This is a genomic window from Leuconostoc fallax (assembly GCF_004354645.1).
GTDB lineage: Bacteria > Bacillota > Bacilli > Lactobacillales > Lactobacillaceae > Leuconostoc_B > Leuconostoc_B fallax.
This window is the reverse complement of the sequence record NZ_PUFI01000015.1, coordinates 209021-232348: the sequence shown is the minus strand read 5'-3', so window position 1 is coordinate 232348 and position 23328 is coordinate 209021. Positions and strand designations below refer to the sequence as shown.

Annotated in this window: 22 protein-coding genes and 2 other annotated features; of the genes, 20 read left to right on the top strand and 2 right to left on the bottom strand. The window is 37.7% G+C overall.

The genetic code is table 11. The features are described 5' to 3' along the window. The first annotated feature begins 16 nt into the window (after positions 1 to 16). From cdaA to C5L23_RS07805, 7 genes are all read left to right on the top strand, one after another. Positions 17 to 844 carry a diadenylate cyclase CdaA gene (gene cdaA, locus C5L23_RS07835; protein ID WP_010008614.1) on the top strand — a complete coding sequence of 276 codons (828 nt, stop codon included), beginning with the start codon at positions 17 to 19 and terminating at the stop codon, positions 842 to 844. Further along, complete coding sequence (locus C5L23_RS07830; RefSeq protein ID WP_010008612.1) at positions 841 to 1806, top strand: CdaR family protein; 966 nt, start codon at positions 841 to 843, stop codon at positions 1804 to 1806. Before cdaA ends, C5L23_RS07830 begins: the two co-directional genes overlap by 4 nt. Before the next feature lie 57 nt (positions 1807 to 1863). Beyond that, positions 1864 to 3225: a phosphoglucosamine mutase gene (gene glmM, locus C5L23_RS07825; protein WP_010008610.1), complete on the top strand. Its 1362-nt coding sequence runs from the start codon at positions 1864 to 1866 to the stop codon at positions 3223 to 3225. Between the two features lie 114 nt (positions 3226 to 3339). Further along, positions 3340 to 4395, top strand: a complete 1056-nt coding sequence (gene ruvB, locus C5L23_RS07820) for a Holliday junction branch migration DNA helicase RuvB (protein ID WP_010008608.1) — start codon at positions 3340 to 3342, stop codon at positions 4393 to 4395. 19 nt (positions 4396 to 4414) lie between these two features. Next, positions 4415 to 5473 (top strand): tRNA preQ1(34) S-adenosylmethionine ribosyltransferase-isomerase QueA, encoded by a 1059-nt coding sequence (gene queA, locus C5L23_RS07815; RefSeq protein ID WP_010008606.1) that lies wholly within the window; start codon positions 4415 to 4417, stop codon positions 5471 to 5473. Positions 5474 to 5614: 141 nt separating this feature from the next. Beyond that, a complete protein-coding gene (locus C5L23_RS07810; RefSeq protein ID WP_010008605.1) occupies positions 5615 to 5965 on the top strand; it encodes a hypothetical protein in 351 nt (116 codons plus the stop codon). 21 nt (positions 5966 to 5986) lie between these two features. Next, complete coding sequence (locus C5L23_RS07805; RefSeq protein WP_133264643.1) at positions 5987 to 7060, top strand: metaphase chromosome protein 1; 1074 nt, start codon at positions 5987 to 5989, stop codon at positions 7058 to 7060. A 31-nt stretch (positions 7061 to 7091) separates the two neighbouring features. Here C5L23_RS07805 and C5L23_RS07800 read toward each other — a convergent pair whose 3' ends face one another. Together C5L23_RS07800 and C5L23_RS07795 are read right to left on the bottom strand one after the other, a co-directional pair. Further along, positions 7092 to 7487: a hypothetical protein gene (locus C5L23_RS07800; protein WP_010008602.1), complete on the bottom strand. Its 396-nt coding sequence runs from the start codon at positions 7485 to 7487 to the stop codon at positions 7092 to 7094. 28 nt (positions 7488 to 7515) lie between these two features. Then, positions 7516 to 8748 carry an aminopeptidase gene (locus C5L23_RS07795; RefSeq protein ID WP_010008600.1) on the bottom strand — a complete coding sequence of 411 codons (1233 nt, stop codon included), beginning with the start codon at positions 8746 to 8748 and terminating at the stop codon, positions 7516 to 7518. 142 nt (positions 8749 to 8890) lie between these two features. Here C5L23_RS07795 and C5L23_RS07790 point away from each other — a divergent pair, with 142 nt between their 5' ends. The 13 genes from C5L23_RS07790 (at position 8891) to infC (ending at position 23322) form a co-directional block, all read left to right on the top strand. Further along, positions 8891 to 9649, top strand: coding sequence for a GH25 family lysozyme (locus C5L23_RS07790; protein ID WP_010008598.1), 759 nt, complete (start codon positions 8891 to 8893; stop codon positions 9647 to 9649). Between the two features lie 25 nt (positions 9650 to 9674). Further along, positions 9675 to 10682, top strand: a complete 1008-nt coding sequence (locus C5L23_RS07785; RefSeq protein ID WP_133264641.1) for a Gfo/Idh/MocA family protein — start codon at positions 9675 to 9677, stop codon at positions 10680 to 10682. Further along, on the top strand, positions 10682 to 11974 hold the full coding sequence (locus C5L23_RS07780) for a DEAD/DEAH box helicase (protein ID WP_133264639.1): 1293 nt from the start codon (positions 10682 to 10684) through the stop codon (positions 11972 to 11974). Before C5L23_RS07785 ends, C5L23_RS07780 begins: the two co-directional genes overlap by 1 nt. 585 nt (positions 11975 to 12559) lie before the next feature. Then, positions 12560 to 13387 carry a bifunctional DNA-formamidopyrimidine glycosylase/DNA-(apurinic or apyrimidinic site) lyase gene (mutM, locus tag C5L23_RS07775; RefSeq protein WP_010008596.1) on the top strand — a complete coding sequence of 276 codons (828 nt, stop codon included), beginning with the start codon at positions 12560 to 12562 and terminating at the stop codon, positions 13385 to 13387. A 13-nt stretch (positions 13388 to 13400) separates the two neighbouring features. Beyond that, on the top strand, positions 13401 to 14162 hold the full coding sequence (locus tag C5L23_RS07770; protein ID WP_010008595.1) for a DUF975 family protein: 762 nt from the start codon (positions 13401 to 13403) through the stop codon (positions 14160 to 14162). Then, positions 14163 to 14783, top strand: a complete 621-nt coding sequence (coaE, locus tag C5L23_RS07765; protein ID WP_133264637.1) for a dephospho-CoA kinase — start codon at positions 14163 to 14165, stop codon at positions 14781 to 14783. Beyond that, the gene (locus C5L23_RS07760; RefSeq protein ID WP_010008594.1) at positions 14770 to 16098 is read left to right on the top strand and encodes a DnaD domain protein; all 1329 of its coding nucleotides are present in this window, start codon (positions 14770 to 14772) and stop codon (positions 16096 to 16098) included. The genes coaE and C5L23_RS07760 overlap by 14 nt, the downstream gene beginning before the upstream one ends. Positions 16099 to 16120: 22 nt before the next feature. Then, positions 16121 to 17044: a primosomal protein DnaI gene (dnaI, locus tag C5L23_RS07755; RefSeq protein ID WP_133264635.1), complete on the top strand. Its 924-nt coding sequence runs from the start codon at positions 16121 to 16123 to the stop codon at positions 17042 to 17044. Further along, a complete protein-coding gene (locus C5L23_RS07750) occupies positions 17044 to 18126 on the top strand; it encodes a YibE/F family protein (RefSeq protein WP_133264633.1) in 1083 nt (360 codons plus the stop codon). The genes dnaI and C5L23_RS07750 overlap by 1 nt, the downstream gene beginning before the upstream one ends. Continuing rightward, complete coding sequence (locus tag C5L23_RS07745) at positions 18123 to 18896, top strand: YibE/F family protein (RefSeq protein ID WP_010008587.1); 774 nt, start codon at positions 18123 to 18125, stop codon at positions 18894 to 18896. The genes C5L23_RS07750 and C5L23_RS07745 overlap by 4 nt, the downstream gene beginning before the upstream one ends. Before the next feature lie 57 nt (positions 18897 to 18953). Continuing rightward, positions 18954 to 19172 (top strand) — a binding site (T-box leader). Between the two features lie 92 nt (positions 19173 to 19264). Then, the gene (gene thrS / locus C5L23_RS07740) at positions 19265 to 21229 is read left to right on the top strand and encodes a threonine--tRNA ligase (protein WP_010008586.1); all 1965 of its coding nucleotides are present in this window, start codon (positions 19265 to 19267) and stop codon (positions 21227 to 21229) included. Further along, entirely contained in the window at positions 21230 to 22618 is a 1389-nt protein-coding gene (locus C5L23_RS07735; RefSeq protein ID WP_133264631.1) for an amino acid permease, read from the top strand. Between the two features lie 24 nt (positions 22619 to 22642). After that, positions 22643 to 22769: a sequence feature (ribosomal protein L20 leader region), on the top strand. A gap of 13 nt (positions 22770 to 22782) precedes the next feature. Beyond that, positions 22783 to 23322 (top strand): translation initiation factor IF-3, encoded by a 540-nt coding sequence (gene infC / locus C5L23_RS07730; protein ID WP_050792595.1) that lies wholly within the window; start codon positions 22783 to 22785, stop codon positions 23320 to 23322. Positions 23323 to 23328: the final 6 nt, after the last annotated feature.

Below are 23328 nucleotides of genomic sequence, written 5' to 3'. Positions count from 1 at the left end.
TATGAAGGGATGAAGAATGGATATTTTAGCTTATCTCACACTCAATAATTTAATGCATGTTGTCGACCTTTTGATTATTTGGTTTGTCCTTTATCGGATAATTCGTTTTGTCGAAGGTACTCGAGCATTACAAATTTTACTGGGCGTCGGCACAATTATTTTAGTCAAAGTTTTGAGCTGGTATTTAGGCTTAACGATTGTTTCTTGGTTAATGGATCAGATTATTAACTGGGCGCCAATTGTGTTGGTTGTTATCTTTCAGCAAGAAATTCGACGCGGACTAGAAACGGTTGGTCGACAACTAACGCTGAAGCGGTCTCATGTTGATAATAATACCGAGCATCAATTGATTAAAAGCTTGGATGATGCACTACAATATATGTCTAAACGTCGTATTGGGGCACTGATTACGATTGAAAAGGAATCTAGCTTAGATGAATATATAAAAACTGGTATTCCACTTGATGCGGCAATTACTGGTCAGTTATTAATTAATATTTTCATTCCAAATACGCCATTACACGATGGTGCTGTGATTATTAAAGGTGGGCGTATTGCAGTAGCAGCAGCTTATCTACCGTTATCAGAAAGCACGCTGATTCCTAAAGAACTTGGCACACGGCATCGTGCTGCTGTGGGGATTAGTGAAGCAAGTGATGCGATTACTGTTGTCGTTTCGGAAGAAACTGGTGAAATTTCGATTACACAAAGTGGCGATTTATTACGTAAAATGACACAAGAGACCTATCAGAACTTTTTTGAACGCCAATTCTTAGCTCCTAAAAATAATGAACAAGATAAGAAACATTGGTGGTCCATTAAAGGAAAGGGGACCTCAAAATGAAAAAATTTAGCCAATCAAGATTATTAAGTCTAGTAATTTCATTTGTCATTACAATGTTGCTATCAACGTATATTATGAGTACGCGTTCTAATACAAATGGTATTGCTAATGGTGGTAATAATTTTTCAAATATTATTCCTGAGCAACGTGCAACACTGAAAGTTAATCTCTTATTACAATATGATACGGACCGTTATGTTGTTACGGGTGCCCCTAAAACCGTTAATGTCAAAATTCAGGGGTCTGGTGCGTTAGTTGCTGCAGCAAGAAGTCGTAACAGTATTCAAGCGAGCGCTGATTTACAAAATCTTGGTGTTGGACAACATAAAGTTGTTGTCGCTATTAGGGGTGTTAATTCTGATTTGCGTTCAACTGTTGAACCACAGATGATAACGGTTAACGTTGTGAAAAAAGAAACCAAAAAGGTACCGGTGAGAGTTACTTATAATAGCAGTCAGATTGCGCAAGGTTATTTGGTAGATAGTATCGATACAACACCAGAGAGCGTAACGGTTTCTGGTCCAGAAACCAACGTTGATGCAGTACAAAGCGTGGTTGGACAAGTGACTTTGAGTAAGAATATGAAAGGACCGATGTCACAATCGGTTCAGTTACAAGCGTTAGATAAAGATGGTAATGCTGTAGAAGTTAATATGAGTCAACCATCTGTAGCGGCTAAGCTGAATATATCTCCTGAAGATAGTAAAAAGTTATCTTTACGCGCTAATATCCAAAATGGTGAAGCATCAGATTACAATATTACATTTTCACCGTCAAATGTGACGGCATATGGCGCATCTGATATACTAGATTCACTTGATAATCTGAAAATATCAATTGATGTTAAAAATATGACACAAAAAACAACGCAGAATGTCACTTTGCCAACGCAAGATGGTATTTCACGATACAGTGATCAAAATGTCAAAGTGACAATTACACCTAAAAATACGACTGATTGATTGGTGTATATTAATAGTAGACAAACCATCAATCAATAATAGTGGAGAAAATAAAGAATGAGTATTCAATTAAAATATTTTGGAACAGATGGCGTTCGTGGTATTGCAAACGAAACCTTAACCCCTGAATTAGCCTTTCGTCTTGGTAGAAGTGGCGGTGCAATTCTGACACGGCATGCAGCAGATAGCCATGAAAAACCCGTTGTTATTGTCGGACGTGATACGCGTATTTCAGGAGAAATGCTCCAGCAATCCATTATAGCCGGCTTGCTTTCTGTGGGGGTTGATGTATTACGCTTAGGGGTTATCACAACTCCTGCGGTTGCCTTCCTGGTACAGAATCTAGAGTCAGCAGCAGGTATTCAAATTACTGCTTCTCATAATCCAGCAAAAGATAATGGTATTAAGTTTTTTGGAAATGATGGTTTTAAATTATCAGATGAGCTTGAGTATGAAATTGAACAGTTACTTGATCAAGAAGATACGTTGCCACGTCCAAGCGCAGAAGGGCTGGGTGTTGTAAACAATTATCCTGAGGGTGCCTCGAAATATTTGGAATTTTTACAAAAGACAATTCCAAGTGATTTAACTGGCATGCGGGTTGCTTTGGATGGGGCAAATGGCGCCACAAGTAGTTTATTGGCACGGTTATTTGCGGATATGGGTGTCGATTTTGAAACGATGGGAACACAGCCTAATGGTATCAACATTAATGATGGTGTTGGGTCAACACATCCTGATGCGTTAGCTAATATGGTTAAGGAAGGCAACTTTCAAGCGGGATTAGCATTTGATGGTGATGGCGATCGTTTAATTGCTGTTGATGAATTAGGTCATATAGTTGATGGCGATAAGATTATGTTTATTACGGGTAAGTTCTTAAATGATCAAGGCCGTTTGAAGCACAGCACCATTGTATCAACAGTAATGAGTAATATTGGCTTTTATAAAGCAGTTGAATCAAATGGCATGACTAGTGTGAAGACAGCCGTTGGTGATCGTTATGTGATGGAAGAAATGATGGCTTCGGATCATAACTTGGGCGGTGAACAATCTGGGCATATTATTTTCCGTGATTGGGCAACAACTGGAGACGGTTTACTGACAGCACTGCAGTTATTGCATGTCATGAAAGAAACGAATAAAAAGTTATCAGAGTTGGCAGCAGCAGTACAGATTTATCCACAAAAATTGGTGAATGTACCAGTAGAAGATAAGGTAAATATTCAACATAATCCAGCAGTTGTTGCTAAGATTGCTGAAGTTGAAGGCAAGATGGCAGGTGATGGTCGTGTGCTTGTTAGACCATCAGGAACAGAAGCATTATTGCGTGTCATGGCTGAAGCACCAACAGAAAGCTTAGTTTCGGCGTACGTTGACGAAATTGTTGATGTTGTTAAAGCTGAGAATAACAAATAATAGATTAACGTTTTGTATTTTTAGGATTGTAACAAGTTCGTATTATTTTGTTGCAATCCTTTTTGAATTTTAATAGTGTGAGTAACTTATAGAAACGTGTATAATGTGACTAGTATGAATGAAAAAGAACCACAATTTAATCAATGGTATGAATCTACAGCAGCTGATGATCAATTGTTGCGTGATGCTCAAGCCAATGAATTAGAGCAAAAAGAAGAAGTGACACTGAGACCACAGTTATTGAATGATTATATCGGGCAAAGTGCATTAAAAGAAGAATTACGTGTTTATATTACAGCAGCTAAGCAACGTGAAGAGGCGCTAGATCACGTATTACTATTCGGGCCACCGGGATTGGGTAAAACGACTTTAGCCATGATTATTGCAAATGAAATGGCAGTCCATATTAAAACAACGAGCGGGCCAGCGATTGAAAAGCCAGGTGATTTAGTTGCGGTATTGAATGAATTAGAACCAGGAGATATTCTTTTTATTGATGAAATTCATCGCTTAGCAACAAACGTTGAAGAAATACTGTATTCAGCCATGGAAGATTTTTACGTTGATATTATGGTTGGACAGGGCCCTACAGCACGAGCAGTTCATTTTCCATTACCGCCATTTACGTTAATCGGGGCGACGACGCGACCAGGCATGTTATCGAAACCATTAAGAGATCGCTTTGGCATTATCAATAGTATGCAATATTACAATGCTGATGAATTACAACAAATCGTGACACGTTCTGCAGATATTTTTGCAGCGCCCATTCGTTCTGAAGGGGCATTAGCTATTGCCTTACGTTCACGCGGAACACCTCGAATTGCCAATCGACTATTGAAACGTGTTCGTGACTTTGCGCAGGTGCAAGGAAAAAAAGCCATCGATAAAATGATTGTTGATGTGGCGCTTAAAAAATTACGCGTTGATGATAAAGGATTAGATGAAACCGATCACAAGTTTTTGCAAACGATGATTGACTTTTATAATGGTGGTCCGGTTGGTTTGAATACCATTTCTGCTAATATTGGTGAAGAATCAGAGACTTTAGAAACTATGGTCGAACCATATTTACTCCAAATTGGTTTCTTACAACGCACACCAAGAGGCAGAGTTGTGACTGAGCAAGCGTATCAGCATCTCGGTATACCTTACCAAACAAATTTTTAGACTTTAAGGATACATAATAATGACACAAGAACACTACACTTTATCAGATTTTGATTATGATTTACCAGAAGCGCTTATAGCGCAAACACCTTTAAAGCAACGAGACGCGTCTCGACTTCTAGCTTTAAATGCTATTAGCGGTGAGTATGAAGATCGACATTTTTATGATATTTTAGATTATGTAAAAGCTGGCGATGCTATTGTAATGAATAATTCTCGTGTTTTGCCAGCACGATTGCATGGTGCTCGACCAGAAACAGGTGGACATGCAGAAGTTTTGCTATTACGCCAAGATCATGGGGATGTTTGGGAAGTCTTGATGAAGCCGGCTAAAAAGTCTCCTATCGGATCAGAAGTTGTCTTTGGCGATGATATGCAACATCCAATCATGACAGCAACCGTCTTAGAAGATTTAGAACACGGTGGTAAAATGATTGAATTCCATTATGATGGTATTTTTATGGAATTATTAGATAAATTAGGTGAAATGCCTTTACCACCTTATATTAAGGAAAAGTTGGCTGATCAAGAGCGTTATCAAACGGTTTATTCAAAAGTAGATGGCTCGGCAGCTGCACCAACGGCAGGTTTACATTGGACACCAGAATTGTTGGATAAAGTTCGTGCTAAAGGTGTTAAAACAGTTGAATTAACATTGCATGTTGGTCTCGGCACTTTCCGACCTGTTGAAGAAGAAAATATTGAAGATCATAAGATGCATTCTGAGTTTTATCAGTTAACAGCTGATGCTGCGCAAGATTTGAATGAAGTGCGTCAAAACGGTGGTCGTATTATTGCGACTGGAACAACGTCTATTCGAACGTTAGAAACCATTGGCAGCAAGTTTTCAGGAGAGTTAAAAGCTGATTCTGGCTGGACAGATATTTTCATTAAACCAGGTTATCAGTGGACAGTGGTTGATGCATTTATTACTAACTTTCATTTACCTAAATCAACATTAGTGATGCTTGTTGCTGCCTTTACTGGCCGAGAGCATATTATGAATGCCTATCATCATGCTGTTGCTCAACAGTACCGTTTCTTCAGTTTCGGAGACGCAATGTTTATCTATAAGTAATGATTGTTCATATAAAAAGTAGTTAACGTGAAGGTTAACTACTTTTTGTGATTTATTAGGCAGCAGTCATGACCTATGTTAGAATGATTGGTAGACTACAAATAAGGATAAATTATGTTGTCATCAACATAACAATAAATTATGGTAAAAAATAAATTTAACGCAACACAGTTTTTGTCATCATTATTTCATTATGTAAGAGATTTTAATTTTAATCATATTATTTTTGAAGTAAATCGCTATAAAACATCTGTAAAATTAGTGCGTAAATCACAAACTTACGGTAATGCAGAATTATTTTATGTATCAGCGGATACTAAGGCATTTGCGCCAGTTATTTCGCAAATTAATGCAGCAATCGAGCTTGCAGAATTAGAAGGTACACAACAAGCAAGTGTTAAAACGCCTGACTTGCAACGTGAAGAACAAATATTTCAATTCCGTCTACGCGAATTTGGACATGGCAAGTATCAGTTAGACCTTAGTATCTAAGTAAAGCGAGGAGTTACGGTAGTGAAACAAGGACAACGCGCACAAGTTAAGAAGATGCGTAATCTTAAAAAGAAACAAACGTACAAGCAAGCTGGTCATGTGAAACCATTTGATTTTAATGAGTGGGCCGGCTTTTTACGGGCACGTTATTATTTAATGTATCATGATAAGTATGATCAAAAAACGTTTGAAGTTGCTTCATTTTTCTTTGATGATTTGTTGGCAATGATTGTACAACAACACTTTACTCAGTTTACGAGTAATGAACGTGCGGCCGTTAATTTAAATGAAGCGATGCAGGCGACGTTAGTTAACAGTGAGGATCGTGATTGGCGTTACTTCATTTTGCTAGTACCTGTACTATTCGATATGCAGAAATTATTGGTTAAAGAAAGCCAAGTTAATACATACTTTATTGCCAGCGCCCCTAAGTTCGACATTAATTTCTGGCGCATGATTGTTAGAACAGTATTGGCAGTTAATTTCTTCAAATGGCAGGGCAAAGATGTTGCTGAGATGATGAAAACATCTAATGCGATTGACGAGTTACAGTATAAGTTCTTATCACAAAATGATGAAGACGATGATTTTGATCTACAAACGATTGGTGAAACATTTAGAGGATTAGCACCCGTTGTTGCCACGACAGATGATGTTAAGCAGGATGTTGAGGTAATGGTATTATCTCAAGATTTGGTTGATGCGGAACTCGTTTATGCTCAGCGCCGTTTAGAAGATTTTAAAGCAGCTGCAATAAAAGATGTTGTGAGTGATAATGTTTTGCATTTATTATATGCTTACCATGAAGGTATGGCGAAAATCTATGGCCGTACGCATAAGACGTGGGATGCTGAAAGTTTGAAGCAATTTACTAAGCAAGAGCTATTTGATTATTGGCAACCACAATGGCAAGATTTGGATGGCATTGGTGGAGAGTTGCGTGCATATCTCAAGTTCTTGAGTCAAAAAAAGGCCATAAATGGTCTGGGCAAGTTGCTGAAGGGGATTGAAGGATTAGATCACTATATTGACGTTATGGCGATTAACACGTTACTCGCACAATTAACACCAAAAGAACTTGAAACTTTGAATTAAAAAAACGATCATGAGTAAAATCATGGTCGTTTTATCTTTTATTTTTACTTTCAATAGCAGGTAGTAGTAATATAGTTTCAAGGACGACAAAGAGTAGAATGCTGATCCAAAAATTTAAACGTAAGACTTGATGTGTCAAAATATTAACTAATAAAATGGTTGATCCAACATAAATCAGATACCAGACATAAAGTATTTTATAAGGTATATCTGAGTTATCCTGTGCGGTTGGTAGGGTCCACAGATAGTAGAGTGCTAGCAAGGTCATGAATACAACAATGATTTTTAGCATTCGATTATCAGGTGGTACCATATACCAAAAGTCTAAATGACCAATCAGGGCAATGAGTAACATGAAAAATAAATGATGTGTATGCTTCTGTGATGAACCATTATTATGCCATTTATTTGACCATTTTGAAAACATAGACTAATCCTTTAAATATCTGAAAAAATTATGCCCAATCACCTTGTCTGAAAACGGGAACAAGTTGACCATCTTGAGTGATGCCGTCAATATCCATATCGGCAGAGCCAATCATAAAATCGACGTGTGTATCGGATATATTCCAACCACGTTGTGCTAATGCTTCGGGTGAAGCTGTTTTACCGTCTTTAATATTCGAAGCGTAAGCGGCGCCGATAGCAAGATGATCTGAAGCATTTTCATCAAACAATGTATTATAGAAAAGTATACCACTTTGTGAGATGGGTGAGGGGTGTGGCACTAATGAAACTTCGCCAAGGGATTTAGCGCCCTCATCAGTGTCAATAATCTTTTGTAATATTGCCATACCCTTTGTAGCAGTTGCTTTAACAATACGGCCATCTTTAAAATCAAGCGCGATATTTTCAATAATATTACCTTGATAAGAAAGTGGCAGTGTTGCTGCAACATGACCGTCGATATAGCGATTATCTGGTGCTGTGAAAACTTCTTCAGTAGGCATGTTAGGAATAAAAATATCACCAGCTTTGTTGTGTGAAAAAGCAGCTTCCCAAATATGACCTGCAGCTAGTCCAATAGTAAAATCAGAGTGTTCGTTTTTGTAGTGTAGAGATTTAAAATTGTGTTGATTTAACCAATCGGCTTTTTCTTGTAACGTTTTAATATGGCGATCCCAATTTTCGAGTGCATCAGAATGATCATCAATACGTACTGTTTTGAAGATAGCTTCCCATAAACGTTGTTGTGCTTCAGCAGGGTCTGTATTTGGAAATACTTTTTGTGCCCATGCAGGTGAAGCGGCCGCCACAACCAGCCAAGAAATATCATCACGCATTGTTGCATTTCGAACCATTGCAAGGTCGCGTTGCTTTGTCTGTGTCAAAGTTGAAAGCTTATGTGCATCGACGTGTGCTAATCCATCAGGGTCATCAGATAATAAACTAATGCGACTGGCATGTTGGTTAACAATTAAGTCTTGCCATTTATCAATAGTGTATTGGGGTGTTGTTGTGAGTAGTTCTTCATCAGCTGCATTGATATTCATTTGCGTAATGAGCTGGTCTGACCATTCGACAATTACCTGCTTAGCACCAGCCAAATAAGCGGCGTTAACAATTTTACGAGCGAGAACAACTTGATCGACAGATGCATACAAAATGACAGTTTGACCAGATTGTACGTTAATGCCTTTTTTAACTATTAATGTAGCGTATTGATTAAGCTTCGATTCAAACGACATAAATTGCCTCCATTTCTATTGGATAATTGTCGCACGCTCATAGGCAATTTTCAAGCAATTTTAGTGATCTACTTATTTTTCGTAAGAGTTATATAAGATATAAATAGAGCGGTATCACGGATTATTCGGTATAATATTACTTATGGAAAGAACAGATAATTTAGAGACAGTGAAAAAATTTCAAAAGGAGGGGATCAAGACAAGACGGGCTTTATCAATTTTTACATGGTTACTTATTGTAGTGGCTTTTATTAGCTCTGTCGCTATATGGATAGTGGCTAAGCCAGTATCAATAGCTTCAACCGTACCATCGGGCTTTTCTGTACAAGGTGTTGTCGTCAATCAAAGAGCAGAATACCTGGATTTTGGTTATTTAAAGGCAAATCATGTTGATTTTGTATATATTCAGAGTACAACTGGTACTGCGTTGGCTGATAATACATTCAAGAAAGATATGCAACGTGTTCAACAAGCAAAGTTAGATCGTGGTATTATGCATACTTTTTCTTCTGATAGTACAGCTGAAGCCCAGGTGAGTTATTTTATTCAAGAAGTTGGCAACAAAACTGGTAACTTGCCCATTGCTATTAGTGTGAATGCTGATCAATTGCAAACACAAAATAGCAAAACAGAACTAGTTAAGATGGTTAAGCTTTTGGCTAATCATTACAATCAAGAAATTTTGATATATACAACACCGAAAGTCAAAAAGCAATTGACAACGACAATACGTCAAGCACATTTTTGGTTAGTTAAGAATGATACGCAATCACTTAAGAAACAGGATGTCTTGGTTCAGTATGATGCAGATCATGTTGTCGGGCAAGGTGTTCGAGCTATTAAATTACCGACGAGTGTATTTAATGGCTCGAGGCAGGCTTATGAACGATTATTACAGTGAAATCAGATAATTTAGGAGGCAAATTATGATTAAATTTGGTGTGATTGGTACAAATTGGATTACTGAGATGTTTATTGAAGCAGCGTACCAGACGTCAGAATATCAGCTAACCACTGTTTATTCTCGTACTGAAGAACGCGCACAAACATTTATTGATCAACTGAAAGTATCACATGATACGATAACGACAGCCACTACGATGAGTGATTTATTGGCAAGTGACATTGATTTGGTATATATTGCTTCACCAAATGCCTTACATTATGAGCAAGCTAAAGCAGTCATTACAGCTGGCAAACACGTTATTGTTGAGAAACCGGTTGCTAGTAATCCTACAGAATTTTCAGATTTGCAGACAGCATTGGCACAACATCCAGATGTGTTATTATTTGAAGCGGCACGACATGTTCATCAACCTAATTTCAAAAAAATTAAAGAAACGATGAAAACTTTGCCAATGTTACAAGGTGCAACGTTGGTTTATCAGAAGTACTCCTCACGCTTCGATGCTTACTTAGCAGGACAAGAACCAAATGTTTTGACGCGCAAATTTAGCGCTGGTGCCTTATATGACCTGGGTGTTTATCCTTTGTATGCAGCACTTGATTTGTTTGGTACCCCACAGGCAGTACAATACATTCCAACGTTACTCAGGAACGGGGCCGATGGCAAAGGAACAGCAATCTTGGTCTATCCTGATTATACGGTAACCTTGTTGTTTGGTAAGAGTGCCAATTCTTATCTACCAAGTGAAATATATGGCCAAAAAGAAACGATTTCGATTAGCAATATTACTGAGCTAGAATCTGTCACTTATCATGATGGTAACGGAAATCAAAAAGAAATCAGTACACCGGTTGATGATAATCCAATGATTCATGAGGCACAAGATTTCGCTAATATTATTAAGGATCCAAACGGTCAACGAGAAGTGTATAATAATTGGTTTAGACTGTCTCAGCAAGTTAACCAAACGCTGTTTGATTTACGTCAATCAGCAGGTATTGAATTCCCCGCAGATAAGAGAGAATAATGTTAGAAAAATTACTACCCTCACTACAGGATAAGTTTGAAGAAACATTTGATACACCCACACCCATTCAAAATGCTGTTTGGGAGGATGTATTGAATAAGAAGTCTATATTTGGTTTGGCACCAACTGGTACTGGTAAAACATTAGCATTTGTACTACCATTGCTAACCAATATTGATGTAAATCTTAAACGTACTCAAGTTTTGATTTTGGCACCTAGTCAAGAATTAGCGATGCAACTATCCCATGTTATTCGTGAATGGGCGACCCTAGTGCCAGGTGTTAATGTTGTTAGTTTAGTTGGCGGCGCAAATGGGCGACGTCAGGCTGACAAGTTGAAGAAAGAACATCCCCAGATTGTGATTGGTACACTTGGACGCGTATTAACAATGGCTGAATCTGGTGCATTAAAGTTAAAAAATATTCAGTCAGTTGTTTTTGATGAAGCAGATGTGATGCTATCTGAAGAACGTTATGAAAGCATTAATCAACTAGCCGAACAAATACCAGATAATATCCAATTAATGCTGTTTTCGGCAACATCGGGCGTTGATTTGCAATATGTCAATCAGACATTTGGCCAGTCGGTTGTACCCGTATCTGTTGGAACAGATGCCCCAGCTAATATTCAACATGAATTTCAGTATGTTGATCAAAAGGCAAAAGCTAAGGTGTTGATTCAACTAGCACGCAATAAACAACAAGCCTTAGTATTTTTTAACTCAATTCGTAATTTAGTCGCGATGCAATCAACATTACAGCATGCTAATGCTAAGGTTACCAGTTTAGGCGGTAATGATAGACGTCACATTCAGCGTGCAGATGCATTGCGCTCATTTAAAAAGGGTGATGTTAGTTTACTTTTGGTGACCGATGTTGCAGCAAGAGGCCTTGATATTGTTGATTTACCATTAGTTGTGAATGCACAGTTACCGGAAAACAAGGAAACGTATATTCATCGAACAGGCCGAACAGGCCGAATGGGCAAGAGTGGACGAGTTTTGAATTTAGGTAACGATCATGATGTTCGTAATTTGAAACGGACATTAGGAGATGACTTTGCGTTAGTACCGGCTAAAACCGATAGCATAAGTTTAGTTTCTGATGATAAACAACAACCTAAAGTTGTCAAAAAGTCAAAAGATACAACTATCTTAGATCAGAAATCAGTTAGAAAGCCAGTATTGAAATCCAAGCCAAAACCTTCAAATCCGATTAATGATAGTAAGCCAAAGCGCAAAAAGAATCGTCAAAATAAAGATAAGGGTAAACCCAAATGGGCTAAAGCCTAGTTAAATGTATAAAAATAGGCCGTGATGGCCTATTTTTTGTGTGATATATTATTTGAATTATTTGTAGCATGCAATAAAAAACCGAAGCAGCCGCTTCGGGGATGGGGCATAGAGTTTGAGAAAGTATTGTGAGTAAGTTAAGAAACACCCCATCAGCTAATACTAACATGGATTGCAAAATAAGCGTTGTATAAACTATTCAACCAAATTTGAAAGCAAGAATAGACAAACCATCCACAGATTGGTGTGGATGGCTTGTGATGTTATATTATAATTAACAGATTAAATCATGCTTAATTTAATGTTAAATTAGTGAAAATTGAAAGAGATTTTATTTTTTGCGATGGGCTTCTTTATTCAACCATTTGTGGCTAGCAATAGCATTAAAAACAGTACCTAAAAAATCCAGAAACAGTGCAAACATTTCATATTCTTAACTTGACGCTACCACAAGGTATTTTCTATTTATAACGAATAGTATAAAATAATCATGTTAAAATAAGTAGACTAGAATGCGTTTAATATGCAGTAGAAAGCTAGTATGTAACAGCACAGAATTGTTACATCTTGATATTAGGAGTATATATGCCAGAACTACCAGAAGTTGAAACAGTTAGAAGTGGTTTGGAAAAGTTAATTGTTGGCGGTGAAATTGCAAACATTAGAGTGCCATATCCCAAGGTGATTATGGGAGATGCACCGGCATTTATTCAAGGTACCTTAGCCAGCCAATTTACAGCCATTGACAGAAGAGGGAAATATTTATTCTTGCGTCTGTCTAATCAACGCACAATTGTCTCGCATTTACGTATGGAAGGTCAGTATTCCGTTGAACCATTGGATGCACCGTTACATAAACATACGGAAATTGTTTTTGAATTGGCAGATGGTCGGGCACTATTTTATAATGATACGCGGCGTTTTGGACGCATGACTTTAGCTGAAACCGGTCTAGAGCAAATAGCCGTTCCAACATTAGCTAAATTAGGTCCGGAACCAATTACGACTGATTTACATTTAGAATATATGATTCAGATATTTGCTAAATCAAAGAAACCAGTAAAAAGTTTTTTGCTGGATCAGACTAAGATAGCAGGAATTGGTAATATTTATGCAGACGAGGTACTTTGGCAAAGTAAGATTCACCCTGAGACGCCTGCAAATGAATTAGACCCTTCGCAACTCGCAATATTACGTGATAGTATTATTAGTGAAATAGCACTTGCTATCAAACATCATGGGACAACGGTGCATAGTTTTAGTAATGTATTTGGAGAAGTTGGACAGTTTCAAAATCAATTAGAGGTATATGGGCGCAGTGGGTTGCCGTGTTTGCGCTGTGGGACACCGCTTGTTAAAATTCGTGTTGGACAACGCGGTACAACATTTTGCCCTAAGTGCCAGGTGAGATAGGAAAAGGAAAGTTATGAACGAATTAGAACCAATAAGTATTAGAGAAATGAAACGTGAAGCCAGAGATTTATACCGTGGCCATTGGGGAACGGCTATTAAGTTGAATATTTTGCCAATTGTGGCAGTGGTTGGAAGTTTCTTCTTTGTATCATTAATCATGGCCGTTGTCGTTTATTCATTGACACAAGGGACGATAAACGGTAGTGAAGTTGCAGGGCAAGCTGATACATCATCTGATAATAACTCTGTTGTTTTTTCTGTAATTAGCGATGGCATCGGTATGTTGTTTACTTGGTCGATTGCATGGGGGATTGTGGACTGGTTTAAACAACCTAAAGCAGACCAGCATTTCAAACAATCACTACAGATTTTTAGTAATGGCAAATTTTGGCAAAGCTTCTTATTGGCACTCGTACAAAATATTTTGATTTATTTGTGGACATTATTGTTTATTATTCCAGGAATTATCAAAACCTTTTCTTATTCGCAAACTTATTATGCGTATAAACGTGATTTAGACCAAGGAAAACGGGCTAATTCCTTAACAGACTATATTACGACTAGCCGACGAGTTATGGATGGTCGTAAGTGGGAACTTTTCTTGCTCGAGTTGAGTTTTATTGGCTGGTATATATTGGGATTCTTAACTGCTGGAATTGGTTATATTTGGATTATTCCATATGTAACCGGCACACGAGTAGCCTATTCTCGTCGTTTATTTGGTGATGATCAGTCAACGCAATCTGAACGTATCGTGCAAGAAAGGACCATTTAAATGTTAATTGTTGGCTTAACTGGGGGCATTGCCTCAGGAAAAACAACAGTCAGTACAATGTTTCATGAGGCTGGAATACCAATTATTGATGCAGACGTGATATCTCGTGAAGTTGTTGAACCGGGAACGACTGTTCTTGAAAAAATAAAGTTGACTTTTGGACCACAAATTATTAAAAATGGTGTGCTTGATAGACAGCAACTGGGGGACACAGTATTTGGTAATGAGGCTAATTTGTCACAATTAAATGCCATTATACAGCCAGCAATTAGTAATGCGATTCAAGATAAACTTGCTTTTTGGCGAACACAAAAGGCACCAATTGTGATATTAGATGTCCCATTATTAGTTGAACGTGGTTATCATGAGAATGATAGTGTGGATCAAATAATTGTTGTAACAGTTAGCGAAGCCACTCAATTAGCGCGACTTAAAGCACGGAATCAGTTGGATGACTATGCAGCTAACAACCGTATTAAGTCACAATTGCCTTTATCTGAAAAAGTAAAAGTAGCAGACTATGTAATTGATAATAATGGTACATTAGCAGCAACACGTGAACAAGTTGCTCAAGTTATTGCAAAATTAAAGGAAATTGCACCCGAGTATGCAGGAAAGTAAACCAACAATTGAATTACATGCAAATGCAAGGGTACTAGTACAAGCAGCAGTACCGATTTCATTTGCTGATTTAGCGCGTACCTTTGATTTATACGTTCCGTTTATTGGTTCTACTGGTTATGCACTTTATCATATGTTAGCAACAGAAATAAACTATGTTAGCGTTACGGATGTATTAGATCATAATTTCTTATTAGACAGTCTAAACTTAAGCCTGCCAACTTTTGTGAGATTACGGCGAAAATTAGAAGCCGTCGGATTAGTTAAGACGTTTCATGATACGACTACTTCTGTGGATACTTATTATTATCGATTATTACCAGCACTGTCAGCGCAAGATTTTTTCAAGGAACAATTGTTAACAGGTTTATTGTACAAGTTTGTAGGTGAAGAACGTTTTATTGTGCTACAAAAACGTTACGGCATACAAGGTATTCAAAAAATCCAGGGTGAGGATGTTTCAGCACATTTCTTACAGATTTTTAAAAATGAAAGTACACCGACCATTCCACAGCAAAGTGTTCGATTGGACATGGCTAAGCCAGTAGTTAAAGATGACCATTTTAATTTTGAGGCCTTTGCTCAACTTGTACAAGGAACAACAGTCGACGAAATTAATAAACATCGTAACTTTTTGATAGCACAGCATTTGTTGTATGGGGTAAATGAACAACAGTTAGCAAATATTGTGAGTCAAACGGTAACGTTGGATACGCACGAAATTGATCAAGCTGGAATGCAACGTGCGCTTAAAACACAATTGGATACGACGCGTTCAACACAGCCAACGGGTAATCAACCTCAAATATCATCTGTAGAAAGCCATGATGAAGCTTTATCTAAAACGGCTAAAGCACTTGTTGAAGCAGCCAATCAGATACCACCAATGCATTTCTTGTCTCAGATTAAGCAATCACGTGGTGGCTTTATTACGAACAGTGAACGCAATATTGTCAATGACTTAACAACACAGGGAATATTGAACCCACCAGTAATTAATGTTTTATTACATCAAATTCTTATCGGTATGGATAATACATCGTTATCGCGGGCATTGACAGAAACGATTGCGAATGAATGGGCACAACAGAAGGTGACGACAGCGACGCTAGCCATACATGCTATTAAACGGCATCATGATCAAAAACAACAGAGTCAGCAAAATCGTCAGATTAAGACGTCATCGCGTACGCGTAATCGGATGGCTAAAATTGAACCAAAAATGGAAAATGTCACAGCAAAGCAACCGGAATATGATCAAAAGGATATTCAAAAAGCGTTAGCTAAATTGAAAGATCTGAAGACCAAGGATTAAGCTATGAGATGAGGAATCTAGTATGCAAAATTTGTCAGAAGTATTAGAAAAATTAAAAAAACAATATCCACATCTTAAAAATAGTCAATCCATTCATACGATAGAAATGTTGAAACAAGATCAGGATATTCAAGATTTCTGGCAAGCTAATCAAGATAAATTAGCACCAGATGCTTTTTCACAGTCTTTAACAGCATTATATGAATATGTTCAGCAACGTAATATGGCGGCGCAGAATAGTAAGACATTATATCCAGGGTATGTGCCACAGTTGGATATTGAAAAGGGCTATATCCATGTGAAGTATGTGCCAACACAACAAACACAAAATAAGTTACGGCAAAAAGAGCACTTGAACACTTATAAAATGCCTGTTGCCATTCAGCAGGCCGACTTGGCGGCTGTGGTTCAAGAATCGGGTCGTATAGATGCCATTGTTGAAGCGATTAATATTTTGGATAATCTAACACATGCCAAAAATTATGTACAGGGATTGTATTTATATGGTGATTTTGGTGTTGGTAAAACTTATTTAATGGGAGCGCTTGCGAATGCATTGGCTGCGAATAACATCGATGTGATGTTGTTACATTTTCCATCGTTTGCCGTGGATGTTAAAAATAGTATTGGCCAAAAAGACAGTAGTACACAGCGCTTAATTGATCAAGCTAAAAATGCGACTATATTAATACTTGATGATATGGGTGCTGATACATTGAGTGCGTGGATTCGTGATGATATTTTGGGTGTTATCTTAGAACATCGTATGCAAAATGAACTGACCACATTTTTCACTTCTAATTTTTCTATGAAAGGGTTAGAGGAACATTTAACACAAACAAGAGATGGTGTTGAACCAGTTAAAGCTGCTCGATTGATGCAACGCGTTCGTTTTTTGGCTAAACCCATTCCAATGTCAGGGAAAAATAGACGATTGGAGTCATAATGGCAAAAGTATTTAAACGTATTCTTGTGGCTTTAGTGATACTTATTGGTGTTGGTTTTTTTTTACGGCACAATGCCTTTTTATATCAGCACCCAGTTGGGCAAGTTGTTCAAGTACACAATCAAAAAGTACAAAGTATAACCGATGAACATAACAACGAAGATCAAATTTATCAGCAAAAATTAACCATTCGATTACTGAATCGTCAGCAAAAACGCATCATATTGACTAATGGCTTTAATCAGTCGCAGACAGTATTACATCGCTATCGTGTTGGGGACCAGTTGATTCTAGAAAAGCTGAGTAATCGATACCATATATTATCTTTGAAAAGAGACACTGTACTTGGTTTATTAGCGACATTGTTTATTTTATTACTTTATTTTTACGGTCAGCGTCGTGCTACGAGTTGGCTACTATTAAGTTTAATTACTAATATTGTACTTTTCATTGTGGCTGTTGGGATTGATGTGCAATTTAAAAATCCCAATGTTATTTTGATTTTTAGTATTTTAGCTGGATTCTTTGCATTGAGCAGTTTGCTATTTGTTCTAGGCAGAACATTACAAATGCGCTTAACTTTCTTTGCGACACTCACTAGTACAGCGTTAACTATGGGTATTATGTCAATTGTATTATTATTAACACATAATAATGGCGTTCATTTTGAAACAATGGCTTATGTGACTCAGGTGCCTGCAACACTCTTTATTGCGCAGACGATTATTGGTGTACTAGGTGCTGTTATGGATGAGGCTGCAGATATTGTGGCCGGATTATTTGGCATGCATCGTGAAAATGCGCAACGTCATTTTAAAGAATATTGGCATGCGGGGATGTCGATTGGCCGCGATATTATGGGAACATTGATTAATGTTTTGTTCATGATTTTCATTGCTGAAACAATGCCAATGGTTATTTTGATGCTTAGGAATGGGAATAACTGGCCATATATTTTAGAAATGGTGATGAACCTTGGCATTTTACAAACAGTCGTGTCGGGAATTGGAATTGTTTTGGCAGTACCAGTAACGAGTGCAATTGTTGCATTCTTTCTTCAAAGAAAGGTGGCTAAAATATGAATGCCATTATGATGCTAATGCTGATTTTATTCGTTTTGATGTTACTCGTTGGCGGTAAGCAGGGACTGCGTGGCTTCATTGGTTTAATGATTAACTTTTTGGCAATCTTTGTATTAATGATTCTGATGAATTGGCAATTCAATGCCTATGTTGTGACGATTATTGTGTCAATTATTATTTTAGCTGTTGCTATTTATTTAGGTGCGGATGATCCGAGTGTAACGAATCAGGCTTTCTTAACCAGTGTTATTGTCATTGGTATTTTGTTTGTGATGGCTATAATATTGCAGTGGGTAGGTCAATTTCAGGGGTTTGCTACTGAAAATTCGGAAGAACTGGAAGGCTTATCAACAAACGTTGGTATAGACTTTGGTAGAATTGCGATTACAACGATGATTATTTCAACTTTAGGTGCCGTAGCCGAGGCAGCAATGGCAATCATTGCCGACCTTAATGAAGTCATTGAGCGAACACCGAATATTTCTGTTAAAAACTTATATGGACATGCACGTATTATTGGTGGACAAATTTTGGGCACAGCAATTAATACATTGTTTTTCGGTGTTTTGGGCGCCAGCCTACCCTTGATTATTTGGTTTGTCAGATTGAATTATGCTGTAGCAATGTTTTTTAATTCTAAAGTCCTGGTTGTAGAATTAGTGACGATGTTATTAGGTATGCTAGGTATCTTGTTAAGTATTTGGCTCGCAAGTTGGTTAGTCGTTCGAGATTTTGTTAAACAAAAGAAACAAGGTATTTTGAAGCAATAATGAACAGAATATGATAAATTAAGTTGAAATATATAAAAATACATGATAACATTGCACCTATAAACATTGATAAGGACAACTTCATTGTATGGCGTTTACAAAGAGAGCTAATGTTTGGTGGGAATTAGCAACGCGTATCATGAAGACTACCTTTGAGTGAGTGGTGAGTAATGTATTAGAAAACTACTTCGGGTGACACCGTTATACTGTCGTAGAGGATGGACAATGCATCATTGTCCATAAATTTGGGTGGTACCACGGTTAATCGTCCCTTTAGATATTTATTTTATATCTAGAGGGGCGATTTTTGTGTTTATTAATGAAACTATATTGGAATTACAGCGATGTAAATCCTATTGGAGGAAAGTATGTCAGAATTAGAACTTGTATTTCCTGATGGTGCAATCAAAACATTTGCAGCGGGAACAAAACCCTTAGATGTTGCTGAAAGTATTTCTAAATCATTAGCTAAAAAATCAGTTTCAGCTAAGTTAAATGGTGCGTATGTTGGCATGCATGATGTCATTCCTGCATCAGGCCAATTTCAGTTAATTACAACAAGTGATGACGAAGCGCTTGATTTATTGCGTCATTCTGCGTCACATTTGTTAGCACAAGCTTTAAAGCGTATTCCAAAGTTTAGCAATATTCATTTTGGTGTCGGACCGTTCATTGAAAATGGTTTTTACTACGATACAGATAATGGGGCAGGTAATCAAGTATCTGTTGAAGATTTTGCTGAAATCGAAGCCATGATGCATAAAATTGTTAAAGAAGATTTGCCGATTGTTTCTCGTGAAATTACACGCGAAGAAGCATTAAGCATGTTTAAGGATGATCCGTACAAGGTTGAATTAATTAACGATTTACCGGCTGAAGAAAAAATTACAATCGCTGTACAAGGCGATCACATTGAATTAGATAAAGGTGGTTTAGTGCCATCAACTAGTTGGATTAAGCACTTTAAGTTAGTGTCAGTTGCTGGTGCTTATTGGCGTGGTGATTCATCAAATCATATGATGCAACGAATTTATGGTACAGCTTTCTGGAAGGCAGCAGATGTTGAAGCTGAATTACAACGTCGCCAAGAAGCTAAAGAAAGAGACCATCGTAACATCGGACGAGATCTTGATTTGTTCTTTACAAGTCAAGAGGTTGGATCAGGCTTACCTGTATGGCTACCAAATGGCGCAACAATTCGTCGTCAAGTTGAACGTTATATTGTTGATAAAGAATTATCAAATGATTATCTACATGTCTATACGCCAATTTTGTCTAACCTTAACTTGTATAAAACATCTGGACATTGGGAACACTATCGTGAAGATATGTTCCCACCTATGGATATGGGAGACGGCGAGTTCCTTGAATTACGACCAATGAACTGTCCATCACATATTATGATTTATAAGCATAAGCCTCGTTCATACCGTGAATTACCAATGCGTATTGCTGAATTGGGTATGATGCATCGTTATGAAAAGTCTGGTGCGTTAACTGGATTATCACGTGTTCGTGAAATGACTCTGAATGATGGTCACACTTTCGTGGAACCAGAAAAGTTAGAGGAAGAATTCAAGTCGATTTTGAAGATGATGATGGAAGTCTATGAAGACTTCAATATCACAGATTATCGTTTCCGTTTGTCATATCGTGATCCTAAGAATACAGCTAAGTACTTCGATGATGATGAGATGTGGGAAAAGAGCCAAAAGCAGCTTAAGACAGCAATGGATGACCTCGGCTTGGATTACTTTGAAGCTGAAGGTGAAGCTGCATTTTACGGTCCTAAATTAGATGTTCAGACTAAGACAGCTTTGGGCGGCGAAGAAACTTTGTCAACGATTCAACTTGATTTCTTGTTGCCTGAACGTTTTGATCTTTCTTATATTGGTGAAGATGGCAAAGATAATCATCGTCCGGTGATGTTGCATCGTGGTATTGTTGGGACAATGGAGCGCTTCACAGCCTACCTCATTGAAATGTACAAGGGTGCTTTCCCAACATGGTTAAGCCCATTGCAAGTTCAAATCATTCCAGTTAATTTGGGTGCTCATGGTGACTATGCACGACGTATTCAACAACAGCTACAGGTAGCTGGCTTGCGTGCTAATGTTGAAACAAAAGACGCTAAGATGGGATATTTGATTCGTGAAGCACAAACGAAGAAAGTACCTTACACACTAGTACTTGGTGATAATGAAGTTGCTGATGAAACAGTCACTGTTAGACAATATGGATCAGAAAAGACTGAAACAATCAGTATTGCAGCATTTGAGAAACTTATTTTAGCTGATGTTGCACGTTATTCTCGTGAAACGGCGGTGGAATAAATGTCTGAACAATCGAATGACGGTAATAGTGATCATTCGAAGGCAAAACAAGGTGGTTTACAAAGCCGCCATGTTCAGCTAATTGCGATTGGCGGTACCATTGGTACTGGCTTATTCATGGGCGCGGGTAATTCGATTCACTATGCTGGACCGTCAATCTTATTGATTTATCTTGCAGTTGGCTTCTTTATGTTTGTGATGATGCGTAGTATTGGTGAATTACTTTATGCGGATCCAACACAACACACGTTCATTACCTTTATTACCAAATTCATCGATAATCGCGCTGGCTTCTTTGCACGATGGTCGTATTGGCTAGCGTTGATTTTTATGGGGATGGGTGAATTAACGGCTGTCGCCAATTATATTCAATTCTGGTTGCCAGAAGTGCCATCTTGGTTAATTCAGGTCATCATGCTAGCTGTATTAACTGGTGTTAATTTGGTGGCGGTTTCGTTATTTGGTGAAACTGAATTTTGGTTTGCAATGATTAAAATTGTGGCCATTTTATCTCTAATTGTAACGGGATTGATTATGGCTTTTACCGGATTTAAAACACCAGAAGGTACTGTAGCTTTCAGTAATGTCATTAAAGACTTTTCTATCTTTCCAAATGGCACTGGTAATTTTATTAACGCCTTTCAAATGGTCATGTTTGCCTTTGTTGGTATGGAATTTATTGGTATGACAACAGCGGAAACTGCTAATCCCAGAAAAGTTTTGCCTAATGCTATCAACCAAATACCATTGCGTATTTTACTTTTCTACCTTGGTGCATTACTTATCATTATGACGATTTATCCTTGGCGTGAATTACCTGCTGATAAAAGTCCGTTTGTGATGGTATTTGAATTAGCCGGTATCAAATGGGCAGCAGCTTTGATCAACTTTGTTGTGCTTACTAGTGCAGCTTCAGCTTTGAGTAGTGTTTTGTTTAGTGCAAGTCGTAATTTTTATGCCTTGTCATTTCAATCAAAATCTCAATATTTAAAGCCATTTAAAAAGTTATCTAAAGCACAGGTACCAGCAAATGCGATTAAGCTGACTGCTGTTATGATCGCTGCTTCAGCAATTATTAGTTTAATTCCATCTATTGATTACGCATTTGGTTTTGTTTCAAGTGCGGCAACGGATTTATTCCTAATGATTTATATCTTGGTTTTGATTGCTTACATGAGATATCGTCAATCTTCAAGCTACATGGTAGATGGTTTTAAGGTGATTGCACCAAGAACATTGGTGCCATTAACCATTGTTTTCTTCGTGTTTGTCTTTATCACACTATTCTTTAACAAAGATTCTCAAATTCCAGCTATTGGTGCTTTAATTTGGATTATTATCTTTGGATTTGTATCATATAAACAACCAAAGTACTTGACAAAAAAATAAAAAATGTCTATACTTAATAACTGTTGAAACAAGTAGAAGCACCCGCTTCTCGCCTTATGATAGTTATTGTTGGGCAGATACACGTTGTACGTCAGTACTACAAGTGTTTAAGCAGGGTGGAATATTATTTCTATCCTGCTTTTCTTCTTGTTCACAAAAAATAAATTTGGAGGTGCCTAACAATAGCACGTCAACCAAGACAAGTTGATTTAGTCAACGAAAATATTCGCGCGCCACGTGTTTTACTTATCCAAAACGGTAAGCAAACAGAAATGGCAACACGCGATGCTCAGAAAATTGCTGAAGACATGGAGCAGGATTTAGTATTGGTGCAAGCTAATGCTGTGCCACCTGTTGCCAAAATTATGGACTGGGGTAAAGTCAAGTTCCAACAGCAAAAGAAGCAAAAGGAACAACGTAAGAATCAAAAAATTGTCCAAACTAAAGAAGTTCGGATGAGTCCAGTGATTGATTCTGGTGATTTTGATACACGTAAAAAGGCTGCAATCAAGTTCCTTGAAAAGGGTAACAAGGTTAAACTGAATTTACGTTTCCGTGGTCGTATGATGACGCACCAGGATATTGGTCGTGAAGTATTAGAACGCATGGCCAATGAATTAACTGATATTGCCAAGGTTGAACAACGTGCCAAAATGGATGGCCGCCAAATGTTCTTAGTCTTGGCACCAAAAGAACACAAATAATTGTCA